Source organism: Streptomyces sp. URMC 123, assembly GCF_051386515.1.
Taxonomy (GTDB): Bacteria; Actinomycetota; Actinomycetes; order Streptomycetales; family Streptomycetaceae; genus Streptomyces.
The window spans coordinates 1-26,377 of sequence record NZ_JBPQTV010000013.1; the positions used below are offsets into that span (position 1 = coordinate 1).

Sequence of the window (26,377 nt, forward strand, 5' to 3'; positions counted from 1 at the left end):
CGCGGACACCGAACCGCCGGGCACCCCGCCCCCGGGCGCGAAACCGCCCGCCTCCCGGAGCGAACCGCCCTCCCCGTGGGAGGAATCCGCGCAACTCCGGTACATCTGGCCTGCCATGCTGTCTCCCCGTTGTGTGGTGCTTCGCTGACCTGCGACGAGCTCCGGCCGGCGGCCGGGGCCCGTACGACTTCCGCCGTCCGCGTCAGCCATCGGAACCTCCGCCGCCGCTGTCGCGCTCGGGCCGGGACGGGCTCTCCCCGAGATCGAGCGCCCACCCCCGCTCGGCGTCGACGGCGGCCACGACGTCGGCGAGCGCCGTATCGCTCACGGCGCTCGCCACGCTCAGGGCCACCAGGCACGTCCCGCCGGCCCCCCGCATCACCTGCATCGCGCAGATGTCCACGCCGGCGTCGGCGAGGACGGCCGCGGCGGTGCCGAGCACGCCCGGAGCGTCGGCGCGGCGCAGCACGACCAGGTGACGGTCGAGTACGAGATCGGCGGCGTGGCCGTCGATTTCCACCAGCCGGTGCGCCGGCCGGCCCTCGTCGACGGTGGCCGCGACGGACACGGGCGCGCCGTCGGCGACGGCGGTCAGCCGCAGCACGGCCGACTCCCCGGCGGGCCACGGCACGGCCGCCTCCGCTGTGGGCCGCGGCACGGCCGCCCCCTCGGCGTCCGGGCGCCGCGTCACCGGCACCACCCCGCCGGCGGCCCCGGCGCCCTCCGCGAGATGCGCGCGGCGCTCGGCGAGGGCGAGCGCCGCCACGGGCGTGAGCTCACTCCCCGTCTCGGCCCGCAGCGCGCCGGTCAGCGCGGCGAGCCGCACGGCCGCGGCCCCCGCCGCCGCGGGGCCGCCCTCGGCCGCGACGTCGAGCCGGCGCAGCGGCCCGGGCCCGGCGAGGCCGGCGACGAGGCGGCCGAGGCGATCGGCGAGGGCGAGCCAGGGCCGTGCCTCCTCCGGCACCTCTCCCACCGGCGCGTTCACCGCGCCGGTGACCGGCTCGCCGTCGAGCGCCCGCGCCACCGCCCGGGCGGCGAACGCCGTGGCGTCCCGCAGCGCCTCGGTCGTGGCGGTGTCCGCCCCGGGCGCGACGACGACCGCGGGGTGCCGCAGCAGCGCGGACTCCCGCCAGGACCACCCATCGGCGTCGGCACCCGCGCCGACGCCCTGACCATCCGCCTCCGCGCCACCGGGGACAGAGGGGACACCGACGCCACCGTCCGGGACCGGGACGCCGACCGCCGCGATCCGCCCCCGCCGCACCGCGTCGAGCAGCGCGGCCTCGTCCACGACCCCGCCGCGCGCCGTGTCGACGAGCCGCGCGCCCGCCGTCACCTGCCGCAGCTCCCGCTCGCCGAGGAGCCCGGGCACGAGCCCCGGCTCCGTGGGCAGCACGGCGATGAGGTCGGCCCGCTGGAGCAGCTCGTCGAGGCCCACGGCCTCGGCCCCGGCCCGTACGGCCCGCCCGGCCGCCGTGGCCGAATCCATCGGGCCCGCATCCCCGGCAGCGGGCTCCGAAGCGGACTCCGCGACGGACCCGGGAACGGGCCGCGCCCCCCGCGGCGCGCCATCCGGCTCGTACGCCAGCACCCGCATCCCGAACGCGCTCATCCGCGGCGCGAGCGACTCCCCGACGGCGCCGAAGCCGATGATCCCGAGGGTCTTCCCGGCGAGTTCGACCCCTCGGCCGCCACCGGTCCACTCCTCCTCGGCCCCACATCCCGTACCGGACTGGCTGGTTCCGATCCCCGCCGGCGCCGCCAGCGACCGGGACCGGGCCCCGGCCCCGGCCAGGGGCCGGGCCCCCGGCGCGTGCCGGGCCACCGCCAGCAGCAGCGCGGCGGCCGCCTCGGCCGCCGCACCCGCCGGCAGCGGCGAGCGCACCACCGTCGCCCCGGCCCGGGTGGCGGCCGCGAGGTCCACATTGGCCGTCCGCTCACCGGCCACGGCGATCACCCGCAGCCGGGGGAACGCCTCGATCGCGGCCGCGTCGACCCGGGTGCCGGGGTCGACGATCAGCGCTTCCACGGCGTCCCCGCCGCCCGGCGCCCCGTGGGCCCCCGGCGCGTCACCGCAGGTGGCGCCGGACGCGGCGCCGGGCATGACCGGCACGTCGGGCCGCCCCGGCCCATCGCCGCCCGCGGGCCCCCACACCCCCAGGGCGCGGTCGGGCCCGAGGACGTCCGCGGCGATGTGCAGGAGCCCTTCGCGGCGAACTCCCTCGGCGATGAGAACGGCTGGTCTGCTCACGGTGCTTCTTTCGTTGTGCGGGCCGCCGCGGACGGCGCCCGGGGCGCGGGCGCGGGCAGGGTGCTGCCGGTCGCGCCCGGCGCCCCGGACGAGGCGCGGTCCGTCGCGGGCCCGGAGCTCTCGCCCGGATTGCGGGCGAGTCAAGTTAAAAACCAGCCAGACGGTTTGTCAAAGCCATTCGCGGGCACACGAGGGCGCCCCACACCCCGCCCGAACCCCCGAAATCCCCAGGATGGCGGGCCAGCACTGGGATCGGGCCCTGTTGCAAAAACCGTCCGGCTGGTTTTAATCTCGTGTTCAGCGATCCCCTGACAGTGGGTTCCGTCACCGCACGGGCCCCCTCGGTCCGATCGCAGGCCGCTGACGGCCGATCGCAGCGCATCCACAGGGATCACCGAGGTGGCACGTGACAGACCGGGCACGACAGGAAAAGCAGGAGAGACAGGAGCGGGCCGAACGCACCCGTAACGCCCTCATCCGGGCCGCGGCCGAGGTCTACGACCGGATCGGCTACGAGCGCGCCACCCTGGCCCTGATCAGCTCCGCGGCCGGGGTCACCAAGGGCGCCCTGTACTTCCACTTCGCCACCAAGGCCGAGCTGGCCGAGGCCGTGCGGTGCGCCGCCGGCACCGCCACCCGCGCCGCCGTCGAGGAGCTCGCCCGCCGCCACACCGCGGCCGTGCCCCCGGTCCCCGCCCTGCAGACGGTCATCGACGTCACCCATCTGCTGGCCCGCGCCCTGCGCACGGACCCCGCCGTACGGGCCGCCGTGCGGCTCACCCGGGAGGCCGGCCTGCCCGACTCGCCGGGCCACGACTGCTATCGCGTCTGGGGGGAGGCCGTACGGACGCTGCTGGAGCGGGCCCGCCTCGACGGCAGCCTGCGGCCGGAGCCGGACATCCCGTCCGTCGCCGCGCTCGCCCTCTACATCGTCGCCGGCACGGAGCTGTTCTCCCGCGACGGCGCCCCCGCCGGCCCCGGACCGGGCCCGGGAGCGGGATCGAGGCCGGGCTCGGGCCCGGACCGCGGCCCGGAGGCGGAGTGCGCGCCCGAGCGGTGGATCGCGCCCCTGTGGTCGCTGGCGCTGCCGCAGATCACCCCGTCCGAGCACCTCGCGCTGCTGCGCGCGGAGGGCTCGGAGCGGCCCCGCCCCCTGCGCCTGGCCGGCTGAGCCGGCCCGGCGGGCGCTCCCGCACCCGGGCCCCCTCGAAGCCACCGGGCCCCCTTGCCGACCTCGCCCCGGACACCCCGCATAAGGACTTCGATAACGAGGCAAAAACCCCCGTCCTTAGGTTCGCCGTGCCCGTCGTCCACCGCCGGTCGACGACACCGGGAGACCGCCGCGATCGAACGCCGCCTCCCCGTCGCCGGTCCGACACCCGCAGGAGACCTGAGTGACTCTTCCCGCCGCGACCGTCGGCAGCGGGCGGCACGCCCCGCCGCCGCGCTCCGCGTCCCGGGCGGAGGGCGAACGCCCCCTGTCCACCGCGCTCAAGCAGCGCCATCTGACCATGCTGGGCCTCGGCGGTGTGATCGGCGCGGGGCTGTTCGTCGGCTCCGGCGCGGGCGTCGCGCTGGCCGGCCCCGGCATCCTCATCTCGTATCTCATCGCCGGCACCCTGGCGCTGCTGGTGCTCCAGATGCTCGGCGAGATGTCGGCGGCGATCCCCACCCCCGGCTCGTTCTCGGTCCACGCCGAGCAGGCGTTCGGCCGCTGGGCGGGCTTCACCGTCGGCTGGCTCTACTGGCTGATGCTCGTGGTCGTGCTCTCGGTCGAGGCGACCGGAGCGGCCGCGATCACCGCCACCTGGGTGCCCGCGGTGCCCCAGTGGGCATGGGTGCTGCTGTTCATCACCTTCTTCAGCGCCACCAACCTCGCCTCCGTGCGCAACTTCGGCGAGTTCGAGTTCTGGGCGGCGGCCCTGAAGGTCGGGGCGATCGTCTGCTTCCTCGTCCTGGGCCTGCTCGCCGTCCTCGGCGTGCTGCCCGGCACGGAGCCGACGGGCCTGGACAACCTCACCGGCCACGGCGGCTTCCTGCCGCACGGCTGGAGCGGAGTGGTCGCCGGCGTGCTCGCCGTCACCTTCGCCTTCGGCGGCCTGGAGGTCCTCACCATCGCCGCCGCCGAGTCCGAGGACCCGGCGCGGGCCGTGGGGCGCGCGGTGCGCAGCGCGGTGTGGCGCATCCTGCTGTTCTACGTGGGCTCGCTGGCCGTCGTGGTCACGCTGCTGCCCTGGGACGACTCGGCCATCGGCACCAGCCCGTACGTGGCGGTGCTGGACCACATCGGCATCCCCGCGGCGGGCCGGATCATGAGCGTGGTCGTGGTGGTGGCGCTGCTGTCCGCCATCAACGCCAACCTCTACGGCGCCTCCCGCATGATCTTCTCGCTCGCCGAGCGCGGCGAGGCGCCCGCGGCGCTGCTGTCCGTCAGCCGCGGCGGGGTGCCCTGGCGCGCGGTGCTGGCGTCCGTGGCCTTCGGCTTCCTCTCCGTGCTGCTCAATCTGCTGTGGCCGGACACGGTCTTCCTCTACCTGCTCAACTCGGTGGGCGCCGTCCTGCTCGTGGTGTGGCTGCTGGTGGCGGCGTCCCAACTGCGGCTGCGCCGCCGACTGGAGCGGGAGCGCCCCGAGGCGCTGACCGTACGGATGTGGGGCTTCCCGTACGTCACCTGGCTGGCGCTGGCGGGGGTGGCGGCCGTGCTGGTGCTGATGCTCACCGACGACTCGGCGCGGGTGCAGGTCATCGGCTCGACCGTGGCGACCGTCACGCTGGGCGCCGCCGCCTGGACGCGCGACCGGCTGCGCCGCCGCCGCGCCGGGTCCGCCCCGGCCATGGCCCCCGCCATGGCCCGTACGCCCGCACCGACCGGCCAGGCCGGATCGACCGAGCAGGCCGTCCCAGCCGAGGCCGTCCCGACCGGCCCGACCGCGGGGAGCGTCACCTAGCCGCGCTCCCCTTTCGCACCCGACCCCTACGGGAGATGATCAGATGATGGCCCCCCGGACCACCCCGGCCGCGCAGGGCGGCGGCACCCGCGGCGCCGCCGCGGAGCTGCTGCGCACGCCGTTCCGCGGCCGCACCTGGCGGCACATGCTGCACGCCCTGCTGGCGCCGCTCGGCCTGGCCTGGTTCTTCGCCGCCGTGAACGCCATGCGGCTCGCCGAGGAGAACGATCTGCCCCAGCTGGGCATCGCCCTCGCGTTCGCCGTCACCGTGGCCGCCGTGTTCCTGAGCAACGCCTTCGAACGGGCGCGCGCCCGGTGGTTCCTGGGGGTCCGCATCGAGCCGCGCCGCGCCCGCAGGCCCGGCCGGACGGTGGGCTACTTCTTCGCGAACCTGCTGCTGAGCAGCCTGGCCTTCGCCCTGGCCGCGGGCGTGATCATCGTCTGTGCGCGCAATCTCACGTATCCGATCTGGGGCTGGGCGCCCTACCCCAACCCGGCCTGGGGCGGCCCGACCCCGCTCGGCGCGGTGTCCCTGCACTTCGCGGGCGGGGTCGCGGCCCTGTTCATCGGCCCCCGGCTGGTGGTCGCCCTCTCCGAGGCCCAGGTGCGGCTCACCCGGCGCATGATCGGCGAGGAGTAGCCCCCGGGCACGGCGCACGGGCCGGCCGCCACCACCACGGGGGCCGGCCCGGCCGGTCCTGCCGGTCCGGCACCGGAGCCGCACCAGGGATCGCCGCCCGGCCACGGCCCCGTACAAAGGAGCGGCACGCGTACGACCGGCACGCGTACGACCGGCACGCCTGCGACCGCCGCCCGGAAGGACGCCGTACGGAAAAGCGAAACGGACCCCTTCACGTGACTGCTGTCACCGTGAAGAGGCCCGCATCGGTACCTCATGAGTGCGCGAGGGGGGAGTTGAACCCCCACGCCCTTTCGGGCACTGGAACCTGAATCCAGCGCGTCTGCCTATTCCGCCACCCGCGCATGGGTGTCGCCGTTGGTTGCTCCCTGTGAGATCCGGACCGATCCGGTCCGGCTCCCGGTGGAGCGCCTTCCGACATGCAGAACATTAGCACGCCCCCGGGGGTGGGTTCACACGCCGTTTCCCCGGGCACCCCGGGAGGGCGCGCGGCGCCCCGCCGGCCCCGCTCCGCACCCGGCCGGTCGGCTACCGCTCCGGTTGCGGGACACTGTCATGAGGCCGCCTCTACGATCCTGTGAGGGGCGACACTCGACGGCCGGGGCTGGAAAGGGAACCAGCCGTGTTTGCCGCTCGTGGATACGATCAGTAAGCAGTACGGAAGCAGTACCAGGACCACTTCGAGGAAAGCATCAAGGAAGGAGGTGCCCCGTGGGAGTACTGAAGCGTTTCGAGCAGCGACTCGAAGGTCTCGTCAACGGCACCTTCGCCAAGGTGTTCAAGTCCGAGGTGCAGCCCGTCGAGATCGCTGGCGCGCTCCAGCGCGAGTGCGACAACAACGCCACGATCTGGAACCGGGAGCGGACGGTCGTCCCCAACGACTTCATCGTCGAGCTCAGCGCTCCGGACTTCGAGCGGCTCAGCCCCTACGCCGGACAGCTCGGTGACGAGCTCGCCGGGATGGTGCGCGACTACGCCAAGCAGCAGCGCTACACCTTCATGGGGCCGATCAAGGTGCACCTGGAGAAGGCGGACGATCTCGACACGGGCCTGTACCGCGTACGCAGCCGTACCCTCGCGAGCAGCGAGTCGCAGCAGCCGCAGGGCCGGCGGACCACCGCCGCCCCGCACCCGGGTGGCTACCCCGCGCAACCCGCGGGCGCGCCCCCCATGCCCGCCGCCCCGCCGCCCGGCGTGGGCCCCTCCCCGGCCACCCGGCCGCCCGGCCCGAGCGCCGGGCCGCTGCCGGGCGGTCAGACCCGCCGCTGGATCGAGATCAACGGCAACCGCCACCAGATCTCCCGGCCGACGATGGTGCTGGGCCGCAGCACCGACGCCGATGTGCGGATCGACGACCCCGGTGTCTCCCGTCGGCACTGCGAGATCCGGGTCGGATCGCCCTCGACGATCCAGGATCTGGGGTCGACCAACGGCATCGTGGTGGACGGGCAGCACACCACCCGCGCTACGCTCCGCGACGGCTCGCGGATCGTCGTGGGCAGCACCACCATCGTTTACCGGCAAGCCGAAGGGTGAAGCGGGGGCAATGTCAGAGCTGACCCTGACGGTCATGCGGTTGGGTTTTCTCGCCGTACTGTGGCTGTTCGTCATCGTGGCCGTACAGGTCATCCGCAGCGATCTGTTCGGCACGCGGGTCACCCAGCGCGCCGCCCGGCGCGGTGCCGGGCAGGACCGCCCCCCGCAGGGCCGGCAGCAGCCGCCCCAGCAGCGGCAGCAGCCCGCGGCCGGTGGTCGGGCCGCCGGCCGCCAGCGGCGCGGCGCCCCCACCAAGCTCGTGGTCTCCGAGGGCACCCTCGCGGGCACCACGGTGGCCCTCCAGGGCCAGACGATCACCCTGGGCCGGGCCCACGACTCGACCATCGTGCTGGACGACGACTACGCCTCCAGCCGTCACGCCCGGATCTACCCGGACCGCGACGGCCAGTGGATCGTCGAGGACCTCGGGTCCACCAACGGCACCTATCTCGACCGCACCCGGCTCACCACCCCTACCCCGATTCCGCTCGGCTCGCCGATCCGCATCGGCAAGACCGTCATCGAGCTGCGGAAGTAGTACGACCATGACGACCGGAGGGTGGGCAGCGTGGTGGGTAAGGGGCTGTACCCGGAGCCGACTGGCGAGGTGCGCATGAGTCTGTCACTGCGCTTCGCCGCCGGATCGCACAAGGGAATGATCCGGGAGGGCAACGAGGACTCCGGCTACGCCGGCCCCCGCTTGCTCGCCATCGCCGACGGCATGGGCGGCCAGGCGGCCGGCGAGGTCGCGAGCTCCGAGGTGATCTCCACGATCGTCCAGCTCGACGACGACGTGCCCGGCTCGGACATCCTCACCTCGCTCGGCACGGCCGTGCAGCGCGCCAACGACCAGTTGCGCGTCATGGTCGAGGAGGACCCGCAGCTGGAGGGCATGGGCACCACGCTCACCGCCCTGCTGTGGACCGGCCAGCGCCTGGGCCTGGTCCACGTCGGCGACTCCCGCGCGTATCTGCTGCGCGACGGCCGGCTCACCCAGATCACCCAGGACCACACCTGGGTGCAGCGGCTGGTCGACGAGGGCCGGATCACCGAGGAGGAGGCCACCACGCACCCGCAGCGCTCGCTGCTGATGCGCGCGCTGGGCTCCGGCGACCACGTGGAGCCGGACCTCTCCATCCGTGAGGTCCGCGCCGGCGACCGCTATCTGATCTGCTCCGACGGCCTCTCCGGGGTCGTCAGCCACCAGACGCTCGAGGAGACCCTCGCCAGCTACCAGGGCCCGCACGAGACGGTCCAGGAGCTCATCCAGCTCGCGCTGCGCGGCGGCGGCCCCGACAACATCACCTGCATCGTCGCGGACGTCCTGGACGTCGACGACGGCGACACCCTGGCCGTGCAGTTCAACGACACCCCGGTGGTCGTCGGCGCGGTCGCGGAGAACCAGGTGCCGCTCGGGGACCACCGCGCCATGCAGACCCCGGCCGGCCGGGCGGCCGAGCTGGGCCGCGCGGTGCCCCCGCAGGCCCCCGGGGCCGAGCCGGCCGGCGGCTTCGGCCCGCCCGGCAGCGGGGAGCCCGGCATCGGCGGGCTGCCCGAGGGCGGCTTCAGCGCGTACGCCGACACCGACTTCGTCAAGCCGCGCCGCCGGCGCGGTGTGTGGATCAAGCGCTCGCTGCTGCTGGTGCTGGTCCTCGGCGCGGTCGGCGGCGGTCTGTACGGCGGCTACCGCTGGACCCAGAACCAGTACTACGTCGGTGCCAAAGGGGAGCATGTGGCGCTCTACCAGGGCATCAGCCAGGACCTGGCGTGGTTCAGCCTGAACAAGGTCCACGAGGACCACCCCGAGATCGAACTCAAGTACCTGCCCACCTACCAGCGGAACCAGGTCAAGGAGACCATCACGGTCAACAGCCTGGGGCAGGCCCGCGACAAGGTCGCCGAGCTGGGCAAGCAGGCCGGCGCCTGCGAGAAGCGCGAGGCCGTCCAGGCGGCGGAGCGCGACCGGGCCAAGGCCGAGCAGCAGGCGGGCGGGCAGGCCGGCAACGAGCCGGTGGGCCGCGCCGGCGACAACAAGGCCGCGGACGGCAAGTCCGCCGACAAGAACGACAAGACCGACAGGAACAGCACAGCCACCGCAGGCAGCGCAGCCGCTCCGACGCCCGGCCCCAGCCTTTCGGAGGAAGAGCAGAAGCTGGCCAAGCAGTGCGAGAGCACCCAGCAGTAGCAGCCGTAGGGGGCCGTCCAACGATGAGCAGTACTTCCAACACGACCACCATCGGCATGATGGGCGCGCCCAGCCGGCGCAACACCGAGCTCGCCCTGCTCGTCTTCGCCGTCGTCATCCCGGTCTTCGCCTACGCCAACGTCGGACTGGCCAAGGAGGGCTCGATCCCGGGCGGCCTGCTGAGCTACGGCATCGGCCTGGGCCTGCTGGCGGGCATCGCGCACCTCGTCGTACGGAAATGGGCCCCGTACGCCGACCCGCTGATGCTGCCGATCGCCACCCTGCTCAACGGCATGGGTCTGGTCCTGATCTGGCGGCTCGACCAGGAGCGCCTGGTGGACGGGCCGAAGGCGGCCGGCCAGCTGATGTGGTCGACGCTCGGCATCGCCCTGTTCATCGCGGTCCTGGTGTTCCTCAAGGACCACCGGGTGCTCCAGCGCTACACCTATATCTCCATGGTGACCGCGCTGGTGCTGCTGATCTCCCCGATGTTCTTCCCGGCCGTGAACGGCGCCAAGATCTGGATCACCATCCCGGGCGTCGGCGGCCTCCAGCCCGGCGAGTTCGCGAAGATCATCATCACGGTGTTCTTCGCCGGCTATCTGATGGTCAAGCGGGACGCCCTGGCGCTGGCCAGCCGGCGCTTCATGGGCCTGTACCTGCCGCGCGGCCGCGACCTCGGCCCGATCCTGGTGATCTGGGCCGTGTCGATGATGATCCTGGTCTTCGAGACCGACCTGGGCACCTCGCTGCTGTTCTTCGGCCTCTTCGTGGTGATGCTCTACGTCGCCACCGAGCGCACCAGCTGGATCGTCTTCGGTCTGCTGCTGTCGGTCGGCGGCGCGGTGGTCGTGGCCTCGTTCAGCCCGCACGTGGGCAGCCGCGTCGACAACTGGCTCGACCCGCTGGCGCTCTCCAACGGCGGGGTCACCGAGACCGCCCAGGTGTACTACGCCTTCGGCTCCGGCGGGATGCTCGGCTCCGGCCTCGGCCAGGGCTACTCCCGGCTCATCGGCGGCCTCGGCGCCAAGTCCGACTACATCCTCGCCACCGTCGGCGAGGAGCTGGGCCTGACCGGCATGATGGCGGTCCTGGTGCTCTACGGCCTGCTGATCGAGCGGGGCATGCGCACCGCGCTCGCCGCCCGCGACCCGTTCGGCAAGCTGCTCGCGGTCGGCCTCGCCGGCGCCTTCGCGCTCCAGGTGTTCGTCGTCGCCGGCGGTGTCACCGGTCTGATCCCGCTGACCGGTATGACCATGCCGTTCCTCGCCCAGGGTGGTTCCTCCGTGATCGCCAACTGGGCCCTGGTGGCCATCCTGCTGCGGATCAGCGACACCGCGCGCCGGCCGGCCCCCGCCCCCGCACCGTCACCCGACGCCGAGATGACCCAGGTGGTCCGGCCGTGAACAAGCCCCTGCGCCGTGTGGCGATCTTCACCGGGCTGCTCGTCCTCGCCCTGCTGATCCGCATCAACTGGGTGCAGTTCTTCCAGGCGGACGCGCTGGCCAACGACTCGCACAACCGCCGGGTCGCCATCGCCCGCTACCAGCAGCCGCGCGGCGACATCATCGTGGGCAGCGAGGCGATCACCGGGCACGCCGAGACCTCGGGCACCGACTACAAGTACAAGCGGACCTACGTCAACGGCCCGATGTGGGCCCCGGTCACCGGCTACGCCTCGCAGGCGTTCGACGCCAACCAGCTGGAATCGATCTACGACCAGTTCCTCACCGGCAACGACGACCGGCTGTTCTTCAACCGCACGATCGACATGCTCACCGGCAAGGAGCGCAAGGGCGGCCGGGTGGTCACCACCCTGAACGCCGCCGCGCAGGAGGCCGCGTTCAAGGGCCTGGGCGACAAGAAGGGCGCGGTGGCCGCCCTGGACCCCAAGACCGGCGCGATCCTCGCCCTGGCCTCCACGCCGAGCTACGACCCCTCCGAGTTCGCCGGGAACTCCAACAAGGACACCGCGGCCTGGGTGCGGCTGAACGACGACAAGTCCAAGCCGATGCTCAACCGGGCGCTGCGCGAGACGTACCCGCCCGGTTCCACCTTCAAGGTGGTCACCGCCGCCGCGGCGCTGGAGAACGGCAAGGTCACCGACGTCGACGCGAAGACCGACTCGCCGCTGCCGTGGAAGCTGCCGCTGTCCACCAAGAACCTGGAGAACGAGGGCAACATCCCGTGCGAGAACGCCACCCTCCGGGAGGCGCTGCGGGTGTCCTGCAACACCGTGTTCGGCAAGCTCGGGGACGACCTGGGCAAGGACAAGATGCGCGAGACGGCCGAGAAGTTCGGCTTCAACAACTCCGGCGGCGACCACGAGCTGTTCGTCCCGGTGCGCGTCAGCGCCTCGAACTACTCCAAGAACATGGACCGGCCGGGCAACGCGATGTCCGCGATCGGCCAGTTCAACACCTCGGCCACGCCGCTGCAGATGGCCATGGTCACCGCCGCGATCGCCAACGACGGCAAGCTGATGGAGCCGTACATGGTGGATCAGCTGCAGGCGCCCAACCTCAGCGTGGTGGAGCAGCACTCGCCGCGGGAGATGAGCCGCCCGCTGTCGCCCGGCAACGCCCAGAAGCTCCAGTCGATCATGGAGACGGTGGTCAACGAGGGCACCGGCACCAAGGCGCGGATCAACGGGGTCACCGTCGGCGGCAAGACCGGCACCGCGCAGCACGGCGTCAACAACAGCGAGAAGCCGTACGCGTGGTTCATCTCGTACGCGAAGACGGCCAAGGGCTCACCCGTGGCCGTCGCCGTGGTGGTCGAGGACTCCGAGGCCGCCCGGGACGACATCTCCGGTGGTGGGCTGGCCGCGCCGATCGCCAAGAAGGTGATGGAGGCGGTACTGAACGGCGCGAAGTGACTCCGATCACCCCGTGAGCGATCCGACCCGCACACAGGCCGTGCACGATGGATGCACATCCGTGCGACTAGTGATACCGGTCGGATATCGGGTGACGGTCACAGCCGGGTCACGCACGGCGCGCCGGGTACGGTATGCCCGAGCAGCGCACCGCCGGACCCCACACCGGTGCGGTCGGGAAAACGGAAGGGCTGGAAGCTATGGAAGAGCCGCGTCGCCTCGGCGGCCGGTACGAGCTGGGCTCGGTGCTCGGCCGCGGTGGCATGGCCGAGGTGTACCTCGCCCATGACACCCGCCTCGGCCGCACCGTGGCTGTGAAGACGCTGCGGGTGGATCTCGCTCGCGACCCGTCCTTCCAGGCCCGGTTCCGGCGCGAGGCCCAGTCGGCGGCCTCGCTCAACCACCCGGCGATCGTCGCGGTCTACGACACCGGCGAGGACTATGTCGACGGGGTCTCCATCCCCTACATCGTGATGGAGTACGTCGACGGCTCCACCCTGCGTGAGCTGCTGCACTCCGGGCGCAAGCTGCTGCCCGAGCGCTCGCTGGAGATGACCATCGGCATCCTCCAGGCGCTGGAGTACTCGCACCGCAACAACATCGTCCACCGCGACATCAAGCCCGCGAACGTCATGCTGACGCGCACCGGGCAGGTCAAGGTCATGGACTTCGGCATCGCCCGCGCGATGGGCGACTCCGGCATGACCATGACGCAGACCGCGGCCGTGATCGGCACCGCCCAGTACCTCTCGCCCGAGCAGGCCAAGGGCGAGCAGGTCGACGCCCGCTCCGACCTGTACTCCACCGGCTGTCTGCTCTACGAGCTGCTCACCGTGCGCCCGCCGTTCGTGGGCGACTCGCCGGTGGCCGTCGCGTACCAGCACGTCCGGGAGGAGCCCCAGCCGCCCAGCAACTTCGATCCGGAGATCACTCCGGAGATGGACGCGATCGTCCTCAAGGCGCTGGTGAAGGACCCGGACTACCGCTACCAGTCGGCCGACGAGATGCGCGCCGACATCGAGGCGGCCCTGGACGGCCAGCCGGTCGCCGCCGCCGCGGGGCTGGGCGCCGCCGGCTACGGCGGTTACGGCGAGGACCAGCCCACCACCGCGCTGCGCCCCCAGGACCACCACCACGCCGCGGGCCAGACCACGATGCTGCCGCCGATGCGCGACGACGACGGCGGCTACGGCTACGACGACCGCCCGGACCGGCGGCGCGGGGGCAGCGGCCGCAAGGGCAGCACCTCCACGATCCTGCTGGTCGTGGCCGGTCTGCTGGTGCTGGTCGGGGCGATCTTCATCGGCCGTGAGCTGTTCGGCGGCGACCGGACCGCGGCCACGGTCAAGGTGCCCAACCTGGTGGGCGTCACCCTGGACGCCGCCCGGAAACAGGGCGACAACGGCAACTTCAAGGTCCAGGAGAGCGGCCAGGAGTTCTGCGACCAGGACAAGGGCAAGATCTGCAGCCAGAACCCGCCGGCCGGCAACGAGGTCGCGCGGGACGGCACGGTGAACGTGGTGGTCTCCAAGGGCGCCCAGCAGATCGCCGTGCCCGACGTCCGGGGCATGAAGCAGGACGCGGCCAAGCAACTGCTCCAGGAGAAGGGCTTCACCAACATCGAGACCACCTCGGTGGTCTCCGAGCGGACCCCGGGCACCGTCGCCGAGCAGTCGCCCGCGCCCGGCACGGAGCGCGCCAAGGGCACGAAGATCACCCTGTCGGTGGCCAAGGAGTCGCCCAAGGTGGGCGTCCCCGATGTCACCAACAAGCCCCTGGACCAGGCCAAGAGCCAGCTCACCGGGCTGGGTCTGCAGGTGACCACGCAGGACTCGCCGCGCGACGACGTGCCGGAGAACACCGTGGTGGCGCAGACCCCGGCCGGCAACAGCCAGGTGGCGCCCGGCTCCACGGTCCGGCTGACCGTGGCCAAGCCGAACCAGCAGTTCGCGATGCCGAGCGTGATCCAGCAGAAGCTCAAGGACGCCAAGAAGACGCTCCAGGACGCTGGGCTGACCATCGGCAGCATCGGCCCGGCCCAGGACGACAACGCGATCGTGGTGATCACCAACCCGGCCGCCGGGACGCCGGTGAAGAAGGGCGACTCCGTCAGCCTCACCACGGCGCCCGGCAACGGCCAGGGCAACAACGGCCAGGGCAACAACAACGACGGGGACGACGACGGCTTCTTCGGCGGCATGTGGGGCCGGCGCCACTGACGCCCCCGCGGGCCCCGCGCCCGAACCGGCACGACACGACGGCCCCCACGGTTCGCAGGAACCGTGGGGGCCGTCGTCGTACGGGGCCTGACCGCGCGGCCGTCGCCTTCGTACGGGCCGCGGGTGACCGCTACGCCCCGCGCAGCTCCTTCGGCGGGGTGCGGGCCGCGTCGACCTTCTCGGTGCGCGCCAGCTCCGCCCAGACGACGTAGCGGTGCAGCGAGGTGTAGACCGGCGTACAGGTGGTCAGCGTCAGATAGCGCCCCGGCGCCGTCTTCCCGGACTCCTCGGGGATCGGGTCCAGCACGTCCACGTTGTACTTCGAGGTCTCCGGCAGCGTGGCGTAGACCGTGTAGACGTACCAGGTGTCCCGGGTCTCGAAGACGATCGGGTCGCCCCGGCGCAGCTTGTGGATGTTGTGGAACTTGGCGCCGTGGCCGTCGCGGTGCGCGGCCAGGGTGACGTTGCCCTGCTTGTCCCAGGGCATCGCGGAGCGGACCGGCTCGGTGTAGTAGCCGGCCACGCCGTGGTTGAGCCGGTCGCTGCCGGTCCCCTCGGCCACCAGCACCTCGCCGTTGCCCATGGCCGGCACATGGAGGAAGCCGATGCCATTCCTGGTGTCCAGCGCCCCGGGGCCGCTGGCCGCCCAGGTCTGCCGCACCCCGTCACCCTGGGCGCGGGCCTCCCGGTCGGCGAGGACGTTGGTCCACCACAGCGAGTAGACGACGAACAGCGCCAGCACCAGTCCGGCGGTTATCAGCAGCTCGCCGAAGACGCCGATGGCCGTCGCCAGCCGCCCCCGCAGGCGCGAGCGCGGCGGCGCGCCCGGCCCCGGCTCCTCGGCGTCCCGCCGCTGCCCGGTCCTCACTGTCACCCGTTGTGTCCCGTCCGTGGTGTCCCGCCCGTGAGCGCCGTGCGCTCACCCCATCAGCGCGTCCGGCTTCCCCTCGGAGCGCGGCCGCTCGTCGACCATCCTTCCCCAGACGATCATCCGATACGTGCTGGTGAACTCCGGTGTGCACGTCGTCAGCGTGATGTAGCGGCCCGGCCCGGTGAACCCGGAGCCCGCCGGCACCGCGCCGAGCACCGCCACGTTCGACGGCGGCGTCTGCGGCAGGATGCGCGCCATCTCGTAGATGTAGAAGGTGCTGCTCGTCTCGACGATGATCTGGTCCCCCGGCCGCAGCCGGTTGATGTAGCGGAACGGCTCGCCGTGCGTGTTGCGGTGGCCCGCGACCGCGAAGTTGCCCCGGGGGTCCCAGGGCATCGCCGTCCTCAGCTTGCCCTCGGCGTAGTGGCCGGCCATGCCCCGGTCGAGCACCTTGTGCTTGTCGATCCCCTCGGCGATGGGCACCTTCACATCGAGCTTGGGGATGTACATGATCGCGAAGCCCTCGCCGGGGGAGAACACGCCCGCGTCCCGGTCCTTGCCGCCGCCCTGGCCCCAGCGCTGCTCCAGGCTGCTGGCGGCGCCGCCGGCCTGCTGGCGCGCCATCACATTCGTCCACCACAGCTGGTAGGCGACGAAGAGGAGCATCACCACGCCCACGGTGATGAACGCCTCGCCCAGCAGCCTGCTGACCACCACCGCGGGCGACTCCCGCCGGCGTGCGCGGCGGTGCCGGCCCCGGGCGTGCGCGCCCCTGCGCCGGGCCCCGGCCACGGGCGGGAGCGGTCCGCGCCCGAAGGGCGCGGCGGCCGGCGAGGCCCCCGGCAGGGGGCTCGTCACGCCCCGGCCTTGCCGACCACCGGGGCCAGCCCGGACGAGCGCGCGACGGCGCCGGCGTCGCCGCAGGCGACGAGCCAGTTGGCGAGCATGCGGTGGCCGCCCTCGGTGAGCACCGACTCGGGGTGGAACTGCACGCCCTCCACCGGGAGATCGCGGTGGCGCAGCCCCATGACCAGCCCGTTGTCCGTCCAGGCGGTGATCTCCAGCTCGGCGGGTACGGTGTCCCGCTCGACGGCGAGGGAGTGGTAGCGGGTGGCGGTCAGCGGCGTCGGCAGACCCTGGAAGACGCCCTCGTCGGCGTGGCTGACCAGGGAGGTCTTGCCGTGCAGCAGCTCCGGCGCCCGGCCCACGACGCCCCCGTAGGCCACGGCGATGGACTGCAGGCCGAGGCAGACGCCGAACACGGGCACGCCGGTCGAGGCACAGTGGCGCACCATGTCGACGCAGACCCCGGCCTCCTCGGGCGTGCCGGGGCCGGGCGAGAGCAGCACGCCGTCGAAGCCGTCCTGGGCGTGCCGGAGCTCCACCTCGTCGTTGCGGAGCACCTCGCACTCGGCTCCGAGCTGATAGAGGTACTGGACGAGGTTGAACACGAAGCTGTCGTAGTTGTCGACGACGAGGATGCGTGCGCTCATCGGGCTGGGGGTCCTCCACCGTTGTCGACCGTCACATCGTTGAACGGAAGCAGTGGCTCCGCCCAGGGAAAGACGTACTGGAAGAGCACGTAGACCAGGGCGAGGACGAGCACGAGCGAGATCAGCGCCCGTACCCACGCGTTGCCCGGCAGATGCCGCCAGATCCAGCCGTACATGCCGTCGTCCTTCTGTCCCTTCCGGTCGGCGCGCGCCGCGCGCGCACGAACAGAGTAAGGGGCCGCGGGCGGGGCGTGGGGGTCAGTCCGCGGGTCGTTCGCGCAGAGCGGCCGGTTCGCCCGCCCCGACCGGCTCGGTGGCGGCCAGCCTGGCCCAGGCGATCAGCCGGTGGCTGTGGCCCCACTCGGGGTCGCAGGTGGTCAGCGTCAGATAGCGGCCGGGGGCGGTGACCCCGGAGCCGCGCGGCACGGGGTCGACCACCCCGGTGTCCGTGGGCAGGGTGCGGTACGGGGCGCGGATCAGGCGGTACGTGTACCAGGTGACGCCGTCGCCGAGCACCACCGCGTCGCCGGGGCGCAGCCGGGGGAAGTCCTTGAAGGGGTCGCCGTGGGTGCGGCGGTGCCCGGCGACCGCGAAGTTCCCCGTCTCCCCGAGCCGGGCGGTACGGGGGTAGTGGCCGAGGCCCTTCCGCAGGGTGCCGGGGTCGGTGCCCTCCAGGACGGGCTTGACCCAGTCCGCGCCGAGGCGGGGCACGCGCATGAGGGCGAAGGGCGCCCCGGGGGCGTACGGCGCGGCCGACGCGCCGGGGCCATCGGGGCCGCCCGGGCCGCCGGCGTTCCGGGGGGCGGCCGCGGAGTGCTCCCTGAGCCGCTCCAGCTGGCGCTCCATCGCGGCGTCGGCCCGCACACCGGTCCAGAAGAGCACGTGGACGACGAAGAGCACGATGAGCGCCCCCGCCGTGAGGCACAGTTCGCTGAGCGTCCTGACGATCGTCCGCACGGTCCCGGTCACGTCCGCCGCCCCTCCCCCGGTTCGGCGCGGCGGGCCGCCCGGGACCCGCCGCGCTACGCCGCCGGCTTCGCGTAGTGGAGATCCACTGTGCCGGAGTAGCCGGGCAGAGTCACCGCGTCGTGCTGGTCGACTTTCCAGCCCAGCCCGTACGCGTTCACGTACCGCAGATAGTTCTGGATGGTCGGGGAGCCGTCCAGGGACTGGCGCAGCCTGCGGGTGTCGCCGACGGCCGTCACCTTGTACGGCGGGGAGTAGACCCGCCCCTGGAGCAGCAGGGTGTTGCCCACGCAGCGGACCGCGCTGGTGGAGATCAGCCGCTGGTCCATGACCCGGATGCCCTCGGCGCCGCCCTGCCAGAGCGCGTTGACCACGGCCTGCAGGTCCTGCTGGTGGATGACGAGGTCGTCGGGCTGCGGCTCGGGGACGCCGGGGATGCGGGCGGTGGCGCCCGGCGGCGCGTCGGTGAGGGTGACGGTCAGGCCGGAGCCGCTGAGCGGCTGGGTGCCGGCGGCCGTCTGGAGGGCCTTGAGCCGGCGGTCCTCGGCCTCCGTGCTGCCGTCGTCGCGCTGGGCCAGGGTGTCGACCTGGGAGCGCATGGCGGCGGCCGACTCGTTCAGGTCCGCGTTCTTCCTGCTGCGCTCCTGGATGAGGTCGGAGAGCCGGAGCATCGAGTCGTCGGTGCGCAGATTGGTGCCCTGGGCGGTGTTGAAGCTCATCCAGAAGATCAGCCCGGCCAGCGCGAAGATCGCCGCGCTGAGCAGCCGTACGGGGCGCAGGGCGCGGAAGGGGCGCGAGCCGCGGAACGGACGGAGGGGCCGCCCCGGCGGGGGTGTCCGCGGAATTGCTCACCGTACCCTTATCTCCTTCCGAGCCACGGAAGCACTACGCTAACGGACGCCTGGGGGAGAGGTGCGCTCCCCATCGCCCCCCGCCCCGGGCCAGTCCGAGAACACTTGCGCGGTCACGCAGCGCATCGACAGGAGAGTCCCTCGTGCCGAAGTCACGTATCCGCAAGAAGGCCGACTTCACGCCGCCGCCGGCCAAGCAGGCCGGCACGGCCATCAAGCTGGACAGCGGCCGTCGCTGGGTCGCCCCTCTGATGCTGGCGATGTTCCTGATCGGGCTCGCCTGGATCGTGATGTATTACGTGACGGACAGCAGCCTGCCGGTCGAGTCCTGGAAGCAGTGGAACATCGTGGTCGGCTTCGGGTTCATCGCGGTGGGGTTCGTCGTCTCCACGCAGTGGAAGTAACGGTCCCTCGCCCGGTGCGCACGGAAGGCTCCGGCACCCCCGGAGCCCCCGAGCCATGCCCTGAGCCGCACAGCGCGTAGAGAAGTTATCCACAGGGCTGTCCACATGGGGAAAAGAATCCGAAGATCTGTGGATAACGCATGACCGGTTGACGCCGGTGTGACTGGCCGCGCACCTGGCGTAGTGCCCGTCACCCCCTCCTTCCAGCGAAAACGCGGAAAGCCATGGCCCACGCCCGGTCCGGCGGCGGGATGTGCGCACTCCGCGACCTGCTGTGGACAAGTCAAGCCGGAGCCGGCCCGAGGGCCTTCAGCCGAGCAGCTGAACGGTGCGTACCCACACCACCACGAGCAGCGCGACGAGCGTCCCCGCACAGGTCAGGCCCTGCACCAGGGCCTGCCGCCGACGCGGCGCGTGCACCAGCCCGTAGGCCACCACGGCGCCCACCACCAGACCCCCTATGTGGGCCTGCCAGGCGATGGTGTCCCGCCAGGCGAAGGTGATGATCAGGTTGATCACCAGCAGCGCGGCGACCGGCCGCAGATCGTAGTTGAGCCGGCGCATCAGCACGGCCGTGGCGCCCAGCAGCCCGAAGATCGCCCCGGAGGCGCCCAGCGAGGCCTGGTTCTGCGCGGCCAGCAGATAGGACAGCGCGCTGCCGCCGAGCGCGGACAACAGATAGAGGGCCACGAAGCGGAGCCGGCCCAGCGCCTGCTCCAGCGGTGGCCCGAGCCACCACAGCGACAGCATGTTGAGGCCGATGTGCCAGGGCTGCTCGTGCAGGAACGCGGCGGTCAGCAGCCGGTACCACTGCCCCTCGGCCACGCCCTCGATCGGCCCGAACAGATCGAAGCGGACCCGGCCGATCAGCTCCAGCGCCTGGACCAGCTCCTGGCCGGCCGACAGCACGGCCAGCCAGATCGCCAGATTGAGGCCCAGCAGGACCTTGGTGACCAGCCGGGGGTCGGCCGCCACGGCGCCGCCCGCGAGGGTCCGCGGCCGGGCCGCCCGCCGCGCGGGCCCACCGCCGCCCGCCGGGCCGCCGCGCACGCACTCCGGGCAGTGGAACCCCACCGAGGCGTCGACCATGCACTCGTGGCAGATCGGGCGCTCGCAGCGGGTGCAGGTGATGCCGGTCTCGCGGTCGGAGTGGCGGTAGCACCTGGGCGGGCCGCCCGCCGCCGCGGGAGTCTGAGGGCTTCCCGGCGCCTGGTCCATGTCCTGTCTCCGTCCGCGTCTGATGTCCCCCGTCGGCCGCCCGCGCCACATGGCGGAACCGCCCCGCTCTCCCTTACGGACGAGCGGGGCCGGTTGTTCCCGTCGGCACGGGACAGGTCGTTCCCGTCGGTGCGGGACAGGTCGTTCCCGTCGGTGCGGGACAGGTCGTTCCCGTCGGTGCGGGACCGGTCGTCAGCGGGTCTCCACCACGACGGACTCGATCACCACGTCGTTGACCGGGCGGTCGGTGCGCGGGTTGGTCTTCGTGGCGGCGATGGCGTCCACGACCTTCTTGCTGGCGTCGTCGACGACCTCGCCGAAGATGGTGTGCTTGCCGGTCAGCCAGGCGGTCGGCGAGACGGTGATGAAGAACTGCGAGCCGTTGGTGCCCGGGCCGGCGTTCGCCATGGCCAGCAGGTACGGCTTGGTGAACGCCAGGTCGGGGTGGAACTCGTCCGCGAACTCGTACCCCGGGCCACCGGTGCCGTTGCCCAGCGGGTCGCCGCCCTGGATCATGAAGCCCTGGATCACGCGGTGGAAGACGGTGCCGTCGTAGAGCTTGTCCGTGGTCTTCTTGCCCGTCTCCGGGTGCGTCCACTCCCGCTCGCCCTTGGCGAGCTCGACGAAGTTCTTGACCGTCTTGGGCGCGTGGTCCGGCAGGAGCCGGACGTTGATGTCGCCCTGGTTGGTCTTCAGGGTGGCGTAGAGCTGCTCAGCCACGATCTACCTTCCATAAGTCTTCACTGACTCTTCCGATCCTCGCACGGACGGTTGCGCGCCGAGTACCGGCGAACCCGCACGCGGAGCGGCGAACCATGGCATTGTCAGCATCGCACTCCCGAAACGTCCGCTCATTCGGGGACATCCCCGACGGAAGGCCCCACGCGCCACCCGGATGCCCGTCCGCACATGCCGTGGCCGTCCCGAGCGGGCATGATCTCGAAAAGGGTGGAAAGGCGAATACCGTACGCCGCCGAGGAGGAGGAGATCACGTGACCCGCATGGACAGCGTGCGCGCCGCGACCGGAACCGCCAAGGACAGCGTGCTGCACGCCGCGGAAGTCGTGGCGCCCTACGCCGGCACGGCCAAGGACGCGACCGTGCACTACGCACACGAGGCCCGCGCCCGGCTGGCACCCAAGGTGTCGCACGCGGCCGAACTGGCCGCCGAGCAGGCCCGTCACCAGTACGACGCGCACCTCCATCCCCGGATCGCCCAGGCCCGCGGCGCCCTGCCGCCCCAGGTCGACGCCGCCGCCCGGCGCACCGCCGTGCGCTGCCGCAGGGCCGCCCGGCAGGCCGCCGACTACACCGTGCCCCGGGTGGAGCACGCGGTCGCCGACGTCCGCGCCAAGGCCGAGCCGGTGCGCGGGGAAGCGGTGGCGCGCAGTGCCGCCGCGCTGGCCGCGCTGCGCGGCGAGGTGAGCATGCGCGAGATCGAGAAGCTGGTGCGGCGCCGGAACCGGCGCGGCCGGGCCGGCCGCGCGGCCAAGAAGGTCGTCCTGGTGGGCGTGGTGGCCGGCGCCGCCTACGCCGCCTGGAAGTGGTGGGACAAGCAGACCAACCCGGACTGGCTGGTGGAGCCGCCGGCCGCCACGGAGGTCGGCGAGCGCGCCCCGCTCACCGCCGTCGACGGCACGGGCGAGGCGGTGCTCGACCCCGAGGTGCAGGCCAAGCAGGCGGAGGCCGAGGCCGAGGGGAAGGACCGCGACGAGGAGAAGTGACGCCGCGGGCTCGCACGGCCCGACACGGCGTGACCGGCCCCCGGAAGACGGTTGTTGAACGGCCTTTCGCCCGCCCCCGGCGGGCGGAAGGCCGTTTCGCCGCCCGTACGGAACCCCCGCGAGGCCCACAACCCGGGCGATCTTCGCCCCGTGCCCCATGACATCCTGAGCCGTCAGAACTCTGCCGGACCAAACGGCGGATGTCCGGCCGAGACGGGGCACACCGATGAAACTCTGCTTCCTGGTGGAGGAGCACTACCGGCACGACGGCATGCCGCTCGACGTCATCCGCCAACTCGCCGCCTGGGGCCACCGGGTGGACGTCGTCCGCCCCGGCGGCTCGCTGCTCCGGATGTCCGAAGCCGTGCACGCGGGCAGCCACGACGCCTGGGTGCTCAAGACCGTGTCCGGCGGGCCGGGGCTCACCCTGCTGGAGGCCGCCGCGGCCGTCGGCCTGACCACCGTCAACGACGCCCGCTCCATACGGGGCGTACGGGACAAGGCGCTCGCCGCCGCCATCGCCCGCAGCCACGGCCTGCCGGTCCCCGTCACCTACGCGGCGACCCGCCCGGAGCGGTTCGCGGAGATACCCGAGGCCGACTTCCCCCTGGTGGTCAAGCCGGCCGACGGCAGTTCGGGGCGGGCGGTGCGCCTGGTGCCGACGCCGGACCGGCTGGCCTGCCTCGCGGGGGAGCCGACCACCGAGGGCATGCTCATCGCCCAGCCCTACGTCCCCAACTCGGGGACCGACCTCAAGGTCTACAGCGTCGCGGGGCAGCTGTACGCCACCGAGCGCTGCTCGCCCCTCCACCCCGGCCGGACGGTGCGCGAGCGCCGGGTGCCGCTGCCCGCCGAGGTGGCTCGGATCGCCGAGGAGATCGGCCAGGTGTTCGGGCTCGATCTGTACGGCATCGACGTCCTGCTGGGGCCCGACGGCCCCGTCGTCGTCGACATCAACGACTTCCCGAGCTTCCGTCAGGTGCCGGACGCGGTGGCGCGGGTGGCGCGCGCGGTGCTCCACCTGGCCCGTACGGGCACCACCCCGAGGGCGCTCCCCCGGCCGCGGGCCGGACTGCTGCCGTACGCCGCCCCCGTGGGACGGGGCTGACGGCCGTGCGCGGGGACGTCACGGGCTCGGGTACGGGCGCGGGTGCGGGTACGGGATCGGGGTCGGGGTCGGGCGGCGCGAAAATCTGTCTGCTGACGCCGAAGCCGGACCACCCGCTGCTGGCGGCCACCACCGAACTGCTGGCCGCGCGCCACACGGTGCGGTGGCTGGACCCGACGGCGGCCGACGAGCACCTCACGGCCCTTATGGACGACGGCCCGCCGCCGGACGTCTGCCTGCTCAAGGCCCGTACGCCGCGCGCCCTGGCGCTCGCCCGCCGGCTGGAGCGGCGGGGCGTGCCCGTGCTCAACTCGGCGGCGGCCACCGAGCTGTGCCAGGACCGCACGGCCATGGCCGAGGTCGCCCGCGCGGCCGGGCTGCCCTTCGCGGCGACGGAGACCTTCGCCACGCTGACGGACTGCGCGGCGGTGCCCGTGCGGCGACCGGTGGTGGTGAAGAGCCGGCACAGCCGGCGCGGTGACCTGGTCGCCCGCGTCGACGGCCCGGCCGCGCTGCGCCCGCTGCTGGCGGCGTGGCCCGACGAGCCCGTGGTCGTCCAGGACTTCGTCCCCAACAACGGCTGGGACCTCAAGCTGTGGGCCGTCGGGGAGCGCGTGTTCGCCGCGGAGCGCCGCTCGGAGCTGGCGACGGCCTCGGGCGCCCCCGGGCCAGCCCGGACCGTACCGCTGGACGAGCTGCCCGCCGCGCTGGTGGACCTCGTCCACCGGGTGGGCGAGGTCTTCGCCCTCGACGTCTACGGCGTCGACGTCCTGGACCCGGCCGGCACCCCGCTGATCGTCGACATCAACGCGTTCCCGGGCATCCGGGGTCAGTCCGGCGCGCCGGAGGCACTGGCCGCGCTGACACTGCGTACGGCGGCGGCGGGGGTTGCAGGGGCGGCGGCAGCCGGGGTGGCCGCGAGGTCCGAGGCCGCCGGGGCGGCCGGCACCGGCCGGGCCGCGCTCGGCTGACGCCCGACGCCCCGCGCGCTCAGCAGCGCGCCGACCGCCAGCAGCACCCCGGCCAGCAGGAGCGCCGTGCGCAGCCCCGGCAGGAACGACCCGCCGACCAGCAGGCCCATGACCGCCACCCCGAGCAGCCCGCCGACCTGCCGCGAGGCGTTCAGCACGCCCGAGCCGATCCCGGCGTGCGCGGGGTCGACCGCGCCCAGCAGCGCGTTGGTCATGGCCGGCACCACCAGTCCCAGCCCGCCGCCGATGGCCAGCAACGGGGCGACGAGCAGCGGATACGACCCGGAGCCGACGGCCGCCAGCATGACGAGATAGCCGGCGGCGGCCAGCAGGTGACCCCCGATCAGCACCGCCCGCGCGCCGAAGCGCCGTGCCAGGGGACCGGCGGCGAGATTGGCGGCCATGATGGTCGCGGTCATGGGCAGGAAGGCGAGTCCGGTGGCGAGCGGTGAGTAGCCGCGTATCTGCTGGAAGTAGAGGCTGAGGACGAAGATCAGGCCGTAGAAGGAGAAGTTGAGCGTCAGCCCGATGAGCGCGGTGCAGCCGAAGGCCCGGCGGCGGAAGAGCGCCAGCGGCAGCATCGGGTCGCTGCCCCGCCGCTCCACGAGGACGAAGCCGGCCAGGGCGAGCGCGAAGACGGCCAGGCAGCCGAGGACCAACGGGGAGGTCCAGCCGAGGCCGTTGGCCTCGATGACGGCGGCCGTCAGCGCGCCCAGGCCCACGACGGCGAGCACCTGACCGGGCACGTCGAGGGAGCGGCGGGGCGCGGCGGGGGCGCCGACGCCCGGAGTCGTACGAGCGGCCGGCGCGCCGGAACCCGTACGAGCCGCGGGCGCGCCCGAACCCGTACGAGCCGCTGCCGTGCGCGGCGCACCGGCCCGGGTGAGCCAGATGCCGGCGACGGCGATCGGCACATTGACCAGGAAGATCGAGCGCCAGCCGAACTGCGAGATCAGCACGCCGCCCACCACCGGGCCGAGCGCGAGGGAGGCGCCGCCCGCGGCGGCCCACAGGCTCACCGCGCGGGTGCGCTCGACCGCGTCCGGAAAGGCGCTGTTCACGATCGAGAGCGAGGCCGGCACGATCAGCGCGGCCCCCACCCCCTGGGCGATCCGCGCGGCGATCAGCGGCGGGAGCCCGGTGGCCGCGCCACAGGCCAGCGAGGCGAGGGCGAAGAGCGCGAATCCGGCCACGAAGACCCGGCGGGGGTCGAACCGGTCACCGAGCGCGCCGGCGGTGAGCAGGAAGGCGGCGAAGGTGAGCGTATAGCCGTTGATCACCCACTCGAGCCCGGTGAGGCTGCCACCGAACTCCCGGCCGAGCGCGTCGGTCGCCACATTGACCACGCTGACATCGAGGATCACGACGACGAAGCCGAGACAGGCGGCCAGCAGGGTCGGCAGGCGGCGAGGGGCGGAGGGTTCGTACGGAGGCATGGGTCTCCCCGGGTCCACATAGACTGTTCGACGTAAGGCGAACACCGAGGAGTGTACGCAAATGATCGAACACTCAACAAGGGAGAGCGGGGAGTCCGTCATGACCACGCGCCCGGCCGCCGCGCCGCCGCGGCACCGCACGCCGCCGGAGCACACGCACCCGCGGGATGTGACCCTGACGAGCGCGCTGGCCGCGCTCTCCGACCCCGTGCGCCAGACGCTCATCCGCGAGATCGCGGCGGCGGGCGACTGGGAGCGGGCGTGCGGCACCTTCGACGTACCGGTGCGCAAGGCGGCCCTCAGCCACCACTTCGCGGTGCTGCGCGCCGCGGGCCTGATCGAGCAGCGCGACCGCGGCGCGAAGCGCTACAACCGCCTCCGCCGCGAGGAGTTCGACGCCCGCTTCCCGGGGCTGCTGACCCTGGTCCTGTCCGAGCCGGCGCCCGAGCCCTCGCCCGCGCCGGCGGCGAGCCCCCCGGCGGGCTCCGCGCCGCACCCCACGGTGGAGGCCGGCGGCACCCCGGGACCCCGGCCGTAGCCCGGACACCCCGGGTGTCCCGGCCGCAGCCCGCCGTCCGCCCCGCGGCCCGAAAGCCGCGCGGCGGCCCCGGGGCGCCGCACGCTGGCTTGTTCGGGTGACATGGTCGGGCGACCACCTCCCGTACAGTCCGGTCCCGG

General features: G+C 73.1%; 21 protein-coding genes, 1 tRNA gene and 3 pseudogenes. 14 read left to right on the top strand and 11 right to left on the bottom strand.

The genetic code is table 11. The annotated features are described in order from the left end of the window. Positions 1 to 202 precede the first annotated feature (202 nt). A complete protein-coding gene (locus ACSNOD_RS03555; protein WP_436765232.1) occupies positions 203 to 2,251 on the bottom strand; it encodes an NAD(P)-dependent oxidoreductase in 2,049 nt (682 codons plus the stop codon). 406 nt (positions 2,252 to 2,657) lie between these two features. On the opposite strand from ACSNOD_RS03555, the gene ACSNOD_RS03560 reads away from it, so the two are divergent. The 3 genes from ACSNOD_RS03560 to ACSNOD_RS03570 all read left to right on the top strand — a co-directional run bounded on the left by ACSNOD_RS03560 (position 2,658) and on the right by ACSNOD_RS03570 (position 5,839). Beyond that, the gene (locus ACSNOD_RS03560; protein ID WP_436765233.1) at positions 2,658 to 3,422 is read left to right on the top strand and encodes a ScbR family autoregulator-binding transcription factor; all 765 of its coding nucleotides are present in this window, start codon (positions 2,658 to 2,660) and stop codon (positions 3,420 to 3,422) included. Positions 3,423 to 3,762: 340 nt separating this feature from the next. Continuing rightward, positions 3,763 to 5,199, top strand: coding sequence for an amino acid permease (locus ACSNOD_RS03565; RefSeq protein WP_436765266.1), 1,437 nt, complete (start codon positions 3,763 to 3,765; stop codon positions 5,197 to 5,199). A gap of 43 nt (positions 5,200 to 5,242) precedes the next feature. After that, positions 5,243 to 5,839, top strand: coding sequence for a hypothetical protein (locus tag ACSNOD_RS03570; protein WP_436765234.1), 597 nt, complete (start codon positions 5,243 to 5,245; stop codon positions 5,837 to 5,839). Between the two features lie 260 nt (positions 5,840 to 6,099). Here the strand turns inward: ACSNOD_RS03570 and ACSNOD_RS03575 are convergent. After that, a tRNA-Leu gene (locus ACSNOD_RS03575) sits at positions 6,100 to 6,183 on the bottom strand. 367 nt (positions 6,184 to 6,550) lie between these two features. On the opposite strand from ACSNOD_RS03575, the gene ACSNOD_RS03580 reads away from it, so the two are divergent. The 6 genes from ACSNOD_RS03580 to pknB all read left to right on the top strand — a co-directional run bounded on the left by ACSNOD_RS03580 (position 6,551) and on the right by pknB (position 14,657). Beyond that, positions 6,551 to 7,375 carry an FhaA domain-containing protein gene (locus ACSNOD_RS03580; protein WP_436765235.1) on the top strand — a complete coding sequence of 275 codons (825 nt, stop codon included), beginning with the start codon at positions 6,551 to 6,553 and terminating at the stop codon, positions 7,373 to 7,375. A gap of 10 nt (positions 7,376 to 7,385) precedes the next feature. Continuing rightward, positions 7,386 to 7,913, top strand: a complete 528-nt coding sequence (locus tag ACSNOD_RS03585; protein WP_436765236.1) for an FHA domain-containing protein FhaB/FipA — start codon at positions 7,386 to 7,388, stop codon at positions 7,911 to 7,913. Between the two features lie 75 nt (positions 7,914 to 7,988). Beyond that, complete coding sequence (locus tag ACSNOD_RS03590) at positions 7,989 to 9,560, top strand: Stp1/IreP family PP2C-type Ser/Thr phosphatase (protein ID WP_436765237.1); 1,572 nt, start codon at positions 7,989 to 7,991, stop codon at positions 9,558 to 9,560. 23 nt (positions 9,561 to 9,583) lie between these two features. Next, positions 9,584 to 10,966, top strand: coding sequence for an FtsW/RodA/SpoVE family cell cycle protein (locus ACSNOD_RS03595; RefSeq protein WP_436765238.1), 1,383 nt, complete (start codon positions 9,584 to 9,586; stop codon positions 10,964 to 10,966). Beyond that, a complete protein-coding gene (locus ACSNOD_RS03600; protein WP_436765239.1) occupies positions 10,963 to 12,438 on the top strand; it encodes a peptidoglycan D,D-transpeptidase FtsI family protein in 1,476 nt (491 codons plus the stop codon). The genes ACSNOD_RS03595 and ACSNOD_RS03600 overlap by 4 nt, the downstream gene beginning before the upstream one ends. A gap of 200 nt (positions 12,439 to 12,638) precedes the next feature. Further along, positions 12,639 to 14,657, top strand: coding sequence for a Stk1 family PASTA domain-containing Ser/Thr kinase (gene pknB, locus ACSNOD_RS03605; protein ID WP_436765240.1), 2,019 nt, complete (start codon positions 12,639 to 12,641; stop codon positions 14,655 to 14,657). A gap of 130 nt (positions 14,658 to 14,787) precedes the next feature. Here the strand turns inward: pknB and ACSNOD_RS03610 are convergent, their stop codons facing one another. The 6 genes and pseudogenes from ACSNOD_RS03610 to ACSNOD_RS03635 all read right to left on the bottom strand — a co-directional run bounded on the left by ACSNOD_RS03610 (position 14,788) and on the right by ACSNOD_RS03635 (position 18,706). Next, positions 14,788 to 15,525 (bottom strand): class E sortase, encoded by a 738-nt coding sequence (locus ACSNOD_RS03610; protein WP_436765267.1) that lies wholly within the window; start codon positions 15,523 to 15,525, stop codon positions 14,788 to 14,790. 51 nt (positions 15,526 to 15,576) lie between these two features. Then, a pseudogene (locus ACSNOD_RS03615) lies at positions 15,577 to 16,443 on the bottom strand (class E sortase); the annotation flags it as partial. Next, positions 16,383 to 17,021 carry an aminodeoxychorismate/anthranilate synthase component II gene (locus ACSNOD_RS03620; protein ID WP_436765241.1) on the bottom strand — a complete coding sequence of 213 codons (639 nt, stop codon included), beginning with the start codon at positions 17,019 to 17,021 and terminating at the stop codon, positions 16,383 to 16,385. The pseudogene ACSNOD_RS03615 and the gene ACSNOD_RS03620, both read right to left, overlap by 61 nt. Then, positions 17,018 to 17,197 carry a hypothetical protein gene (locus ACSNOD_RS03625; protein WP_436765242.1) on the bottom strand — a complete coding sequence of 60 codons (180 nt, stop codon included), beginning with the start codon at positions 17,195 to 17,197 and terminating at the stop codon, positions 17,018 to 17,020. The genes ACSNOD_RS03620 and ACSNOD_RS03625 overlap by 4 nt, the downstream gene beginning before the upstream one ends. Before the next feature lie 82 nt (positions 17,198 to 17,279). Then, positions 17,280 to 17,978 carry a class E sortase gene (locus ACSNOD_RS03630; RefSeq protein ID WP_436765268.1) on the bottom strand — a complete coding sequence of 233 codons (699 nt, stop codon included), beginning with the start codon at positions 17,976 to 17,978 and terminating at the stop codon, positions 17,280 to 17,282. A 65-nt stretch (positions 17,979 to 18,043) separates the two neighbouring features. Beyond that, the gene (locus ACSNOD_RS03635; RefSeq protein ID WP_436765243.1) at positions 18,044 to 18,706 is read right to left on the bottom strand and encodes a DUF881 domain-containing protein; all 663 of its coding nucleotides are present in this window, start codon (positions 18,704 to 18,706) and stop codon (positions 18,044 to 18,046) included. A gap of 275 nt (positions 18,707 to 18,981) precedes the next feature. Between ACSNOD_RS03635 and crgA the strand changes: the two genes are divergently transcribed. Next, complete coding sequence (crgA, locus tag ACSNOD_RS03640) at positions 18,982 to 19,242, top strand: cell division protein CrgA (RefSeq protein ID WP_436765244.1); 261 nt, start codon at positions 18,982 to 18,984, stop codon at positions 19,240 to 19,242. Positions 19,243 to 19,551: 309 nt separating this feature from the next. On the opposite strand, the gene ACSNOD_RS03645 is transcribed toward crgA, so the two are convergent. Continuing rightward, positions 19,552 to 20,460 carry a rhomboid family intramembrane serine protease gene (locus ACSNOD_RS03645; protein WP_436765245.1) on the bottom strand — a complete coding sequence of 303 codons (909 nt, stop codon included), beginning with the start codon at positions 20,458 to 20,460 and terminating at the stop codon, positions 19,552 to 19,554. 192 nt (positions 20,461 to 20,652) lie between these two features. Beyond that, positions 20,653 to 21,180: a peptidylprolyl isomerase gene (locus ACSNOD_RS03650; RefSeq protein ID WP_436765246.1), complete on the bottom strand. Its 528-nt coding sequence runs from the start codon at positions 21,178 to 21,180 to the stop codon at positions 20,653 to 20,655. Between the two features lie 272 nt (positions 21,181 to 21,452). Here ACSNOD_RS03650 and ACSNOD_RS03655 point away from each other — a divergent pair, with 272 nt between their 5' ends. The 3 genes from ACSNOD_RS03655 to ACSNOD_RS03665 all read left to right on the top strand — a co-directional run bounded on the left by ACSNOD_RS03655 (position 21,453) and on the right by ACSNOD_RS03665 (position 24,263). Then, positions 21,453 to 22,184 (top strand): DUF5324 family protein, encoded by a 732-nt coding sequence (locus tag ACSNOD_RS03655; protein WP_436765247.1) that lies wholly within the window; start codon positions 21,453 to 21,455, stop codon positions 22,182 to 22,184. Positions 22,185 to 22,410: 226 nt separating this feature from the next. Beyond that, entirely contained in the window at positions 22,411 to 23,292 is an 882-nt protein-coding gene (locus ACSNOD_RS03660) for an ATP-grasp domain-containing protein (protein WP_436765248.1), read from the top strand. Between the two features lie 83 nt (positions 23,293 to 23,375). Then, positions 23,376 to 24,263: an ATP-grasp domain-containing protein gene (locus ACSNOD_RS03665; protein WP_436765269.1), complete on the top strand. Its 888-nt coding sequence runs from the start codon at positions 23,376 to 23,378 to the stop codon at positions 24,261 to 24,263. Here ACSNOD_RS03665 and ACSNOD_RS03670 read toward each other — a convergent pair. Then, positions 24,263 to 25,801 (bottom strand): annotated as a pseudogene (locus tag ACSNOD_RS03670) (MFS transporter); the annotation flags it as partial. The gene ACSNOD_RS03665 and the pseudogene ACSNOD_RS03670 overlap by 1 nt on opposite strands. On the opposite strand from ACSNOD_RS03670, the pseudogene ACSNOD_RS03675 reads away from it, so the two are divergent. Further along, positions 25,800 to 26,129, top strand: a pseudogene (locus tag ACSNOD_RS03675) (ArsR/SmtB family transcription factor); the annotation flags it as partial. The pseudogenes ACSNOD_RS03670 and ACSNOD_RS03675 sit on opposite strands and share 2 nt — an antisense overlap. Between the last annotated feature and the right edge of the window lie 248 nt (positions 26,130 to 26,377).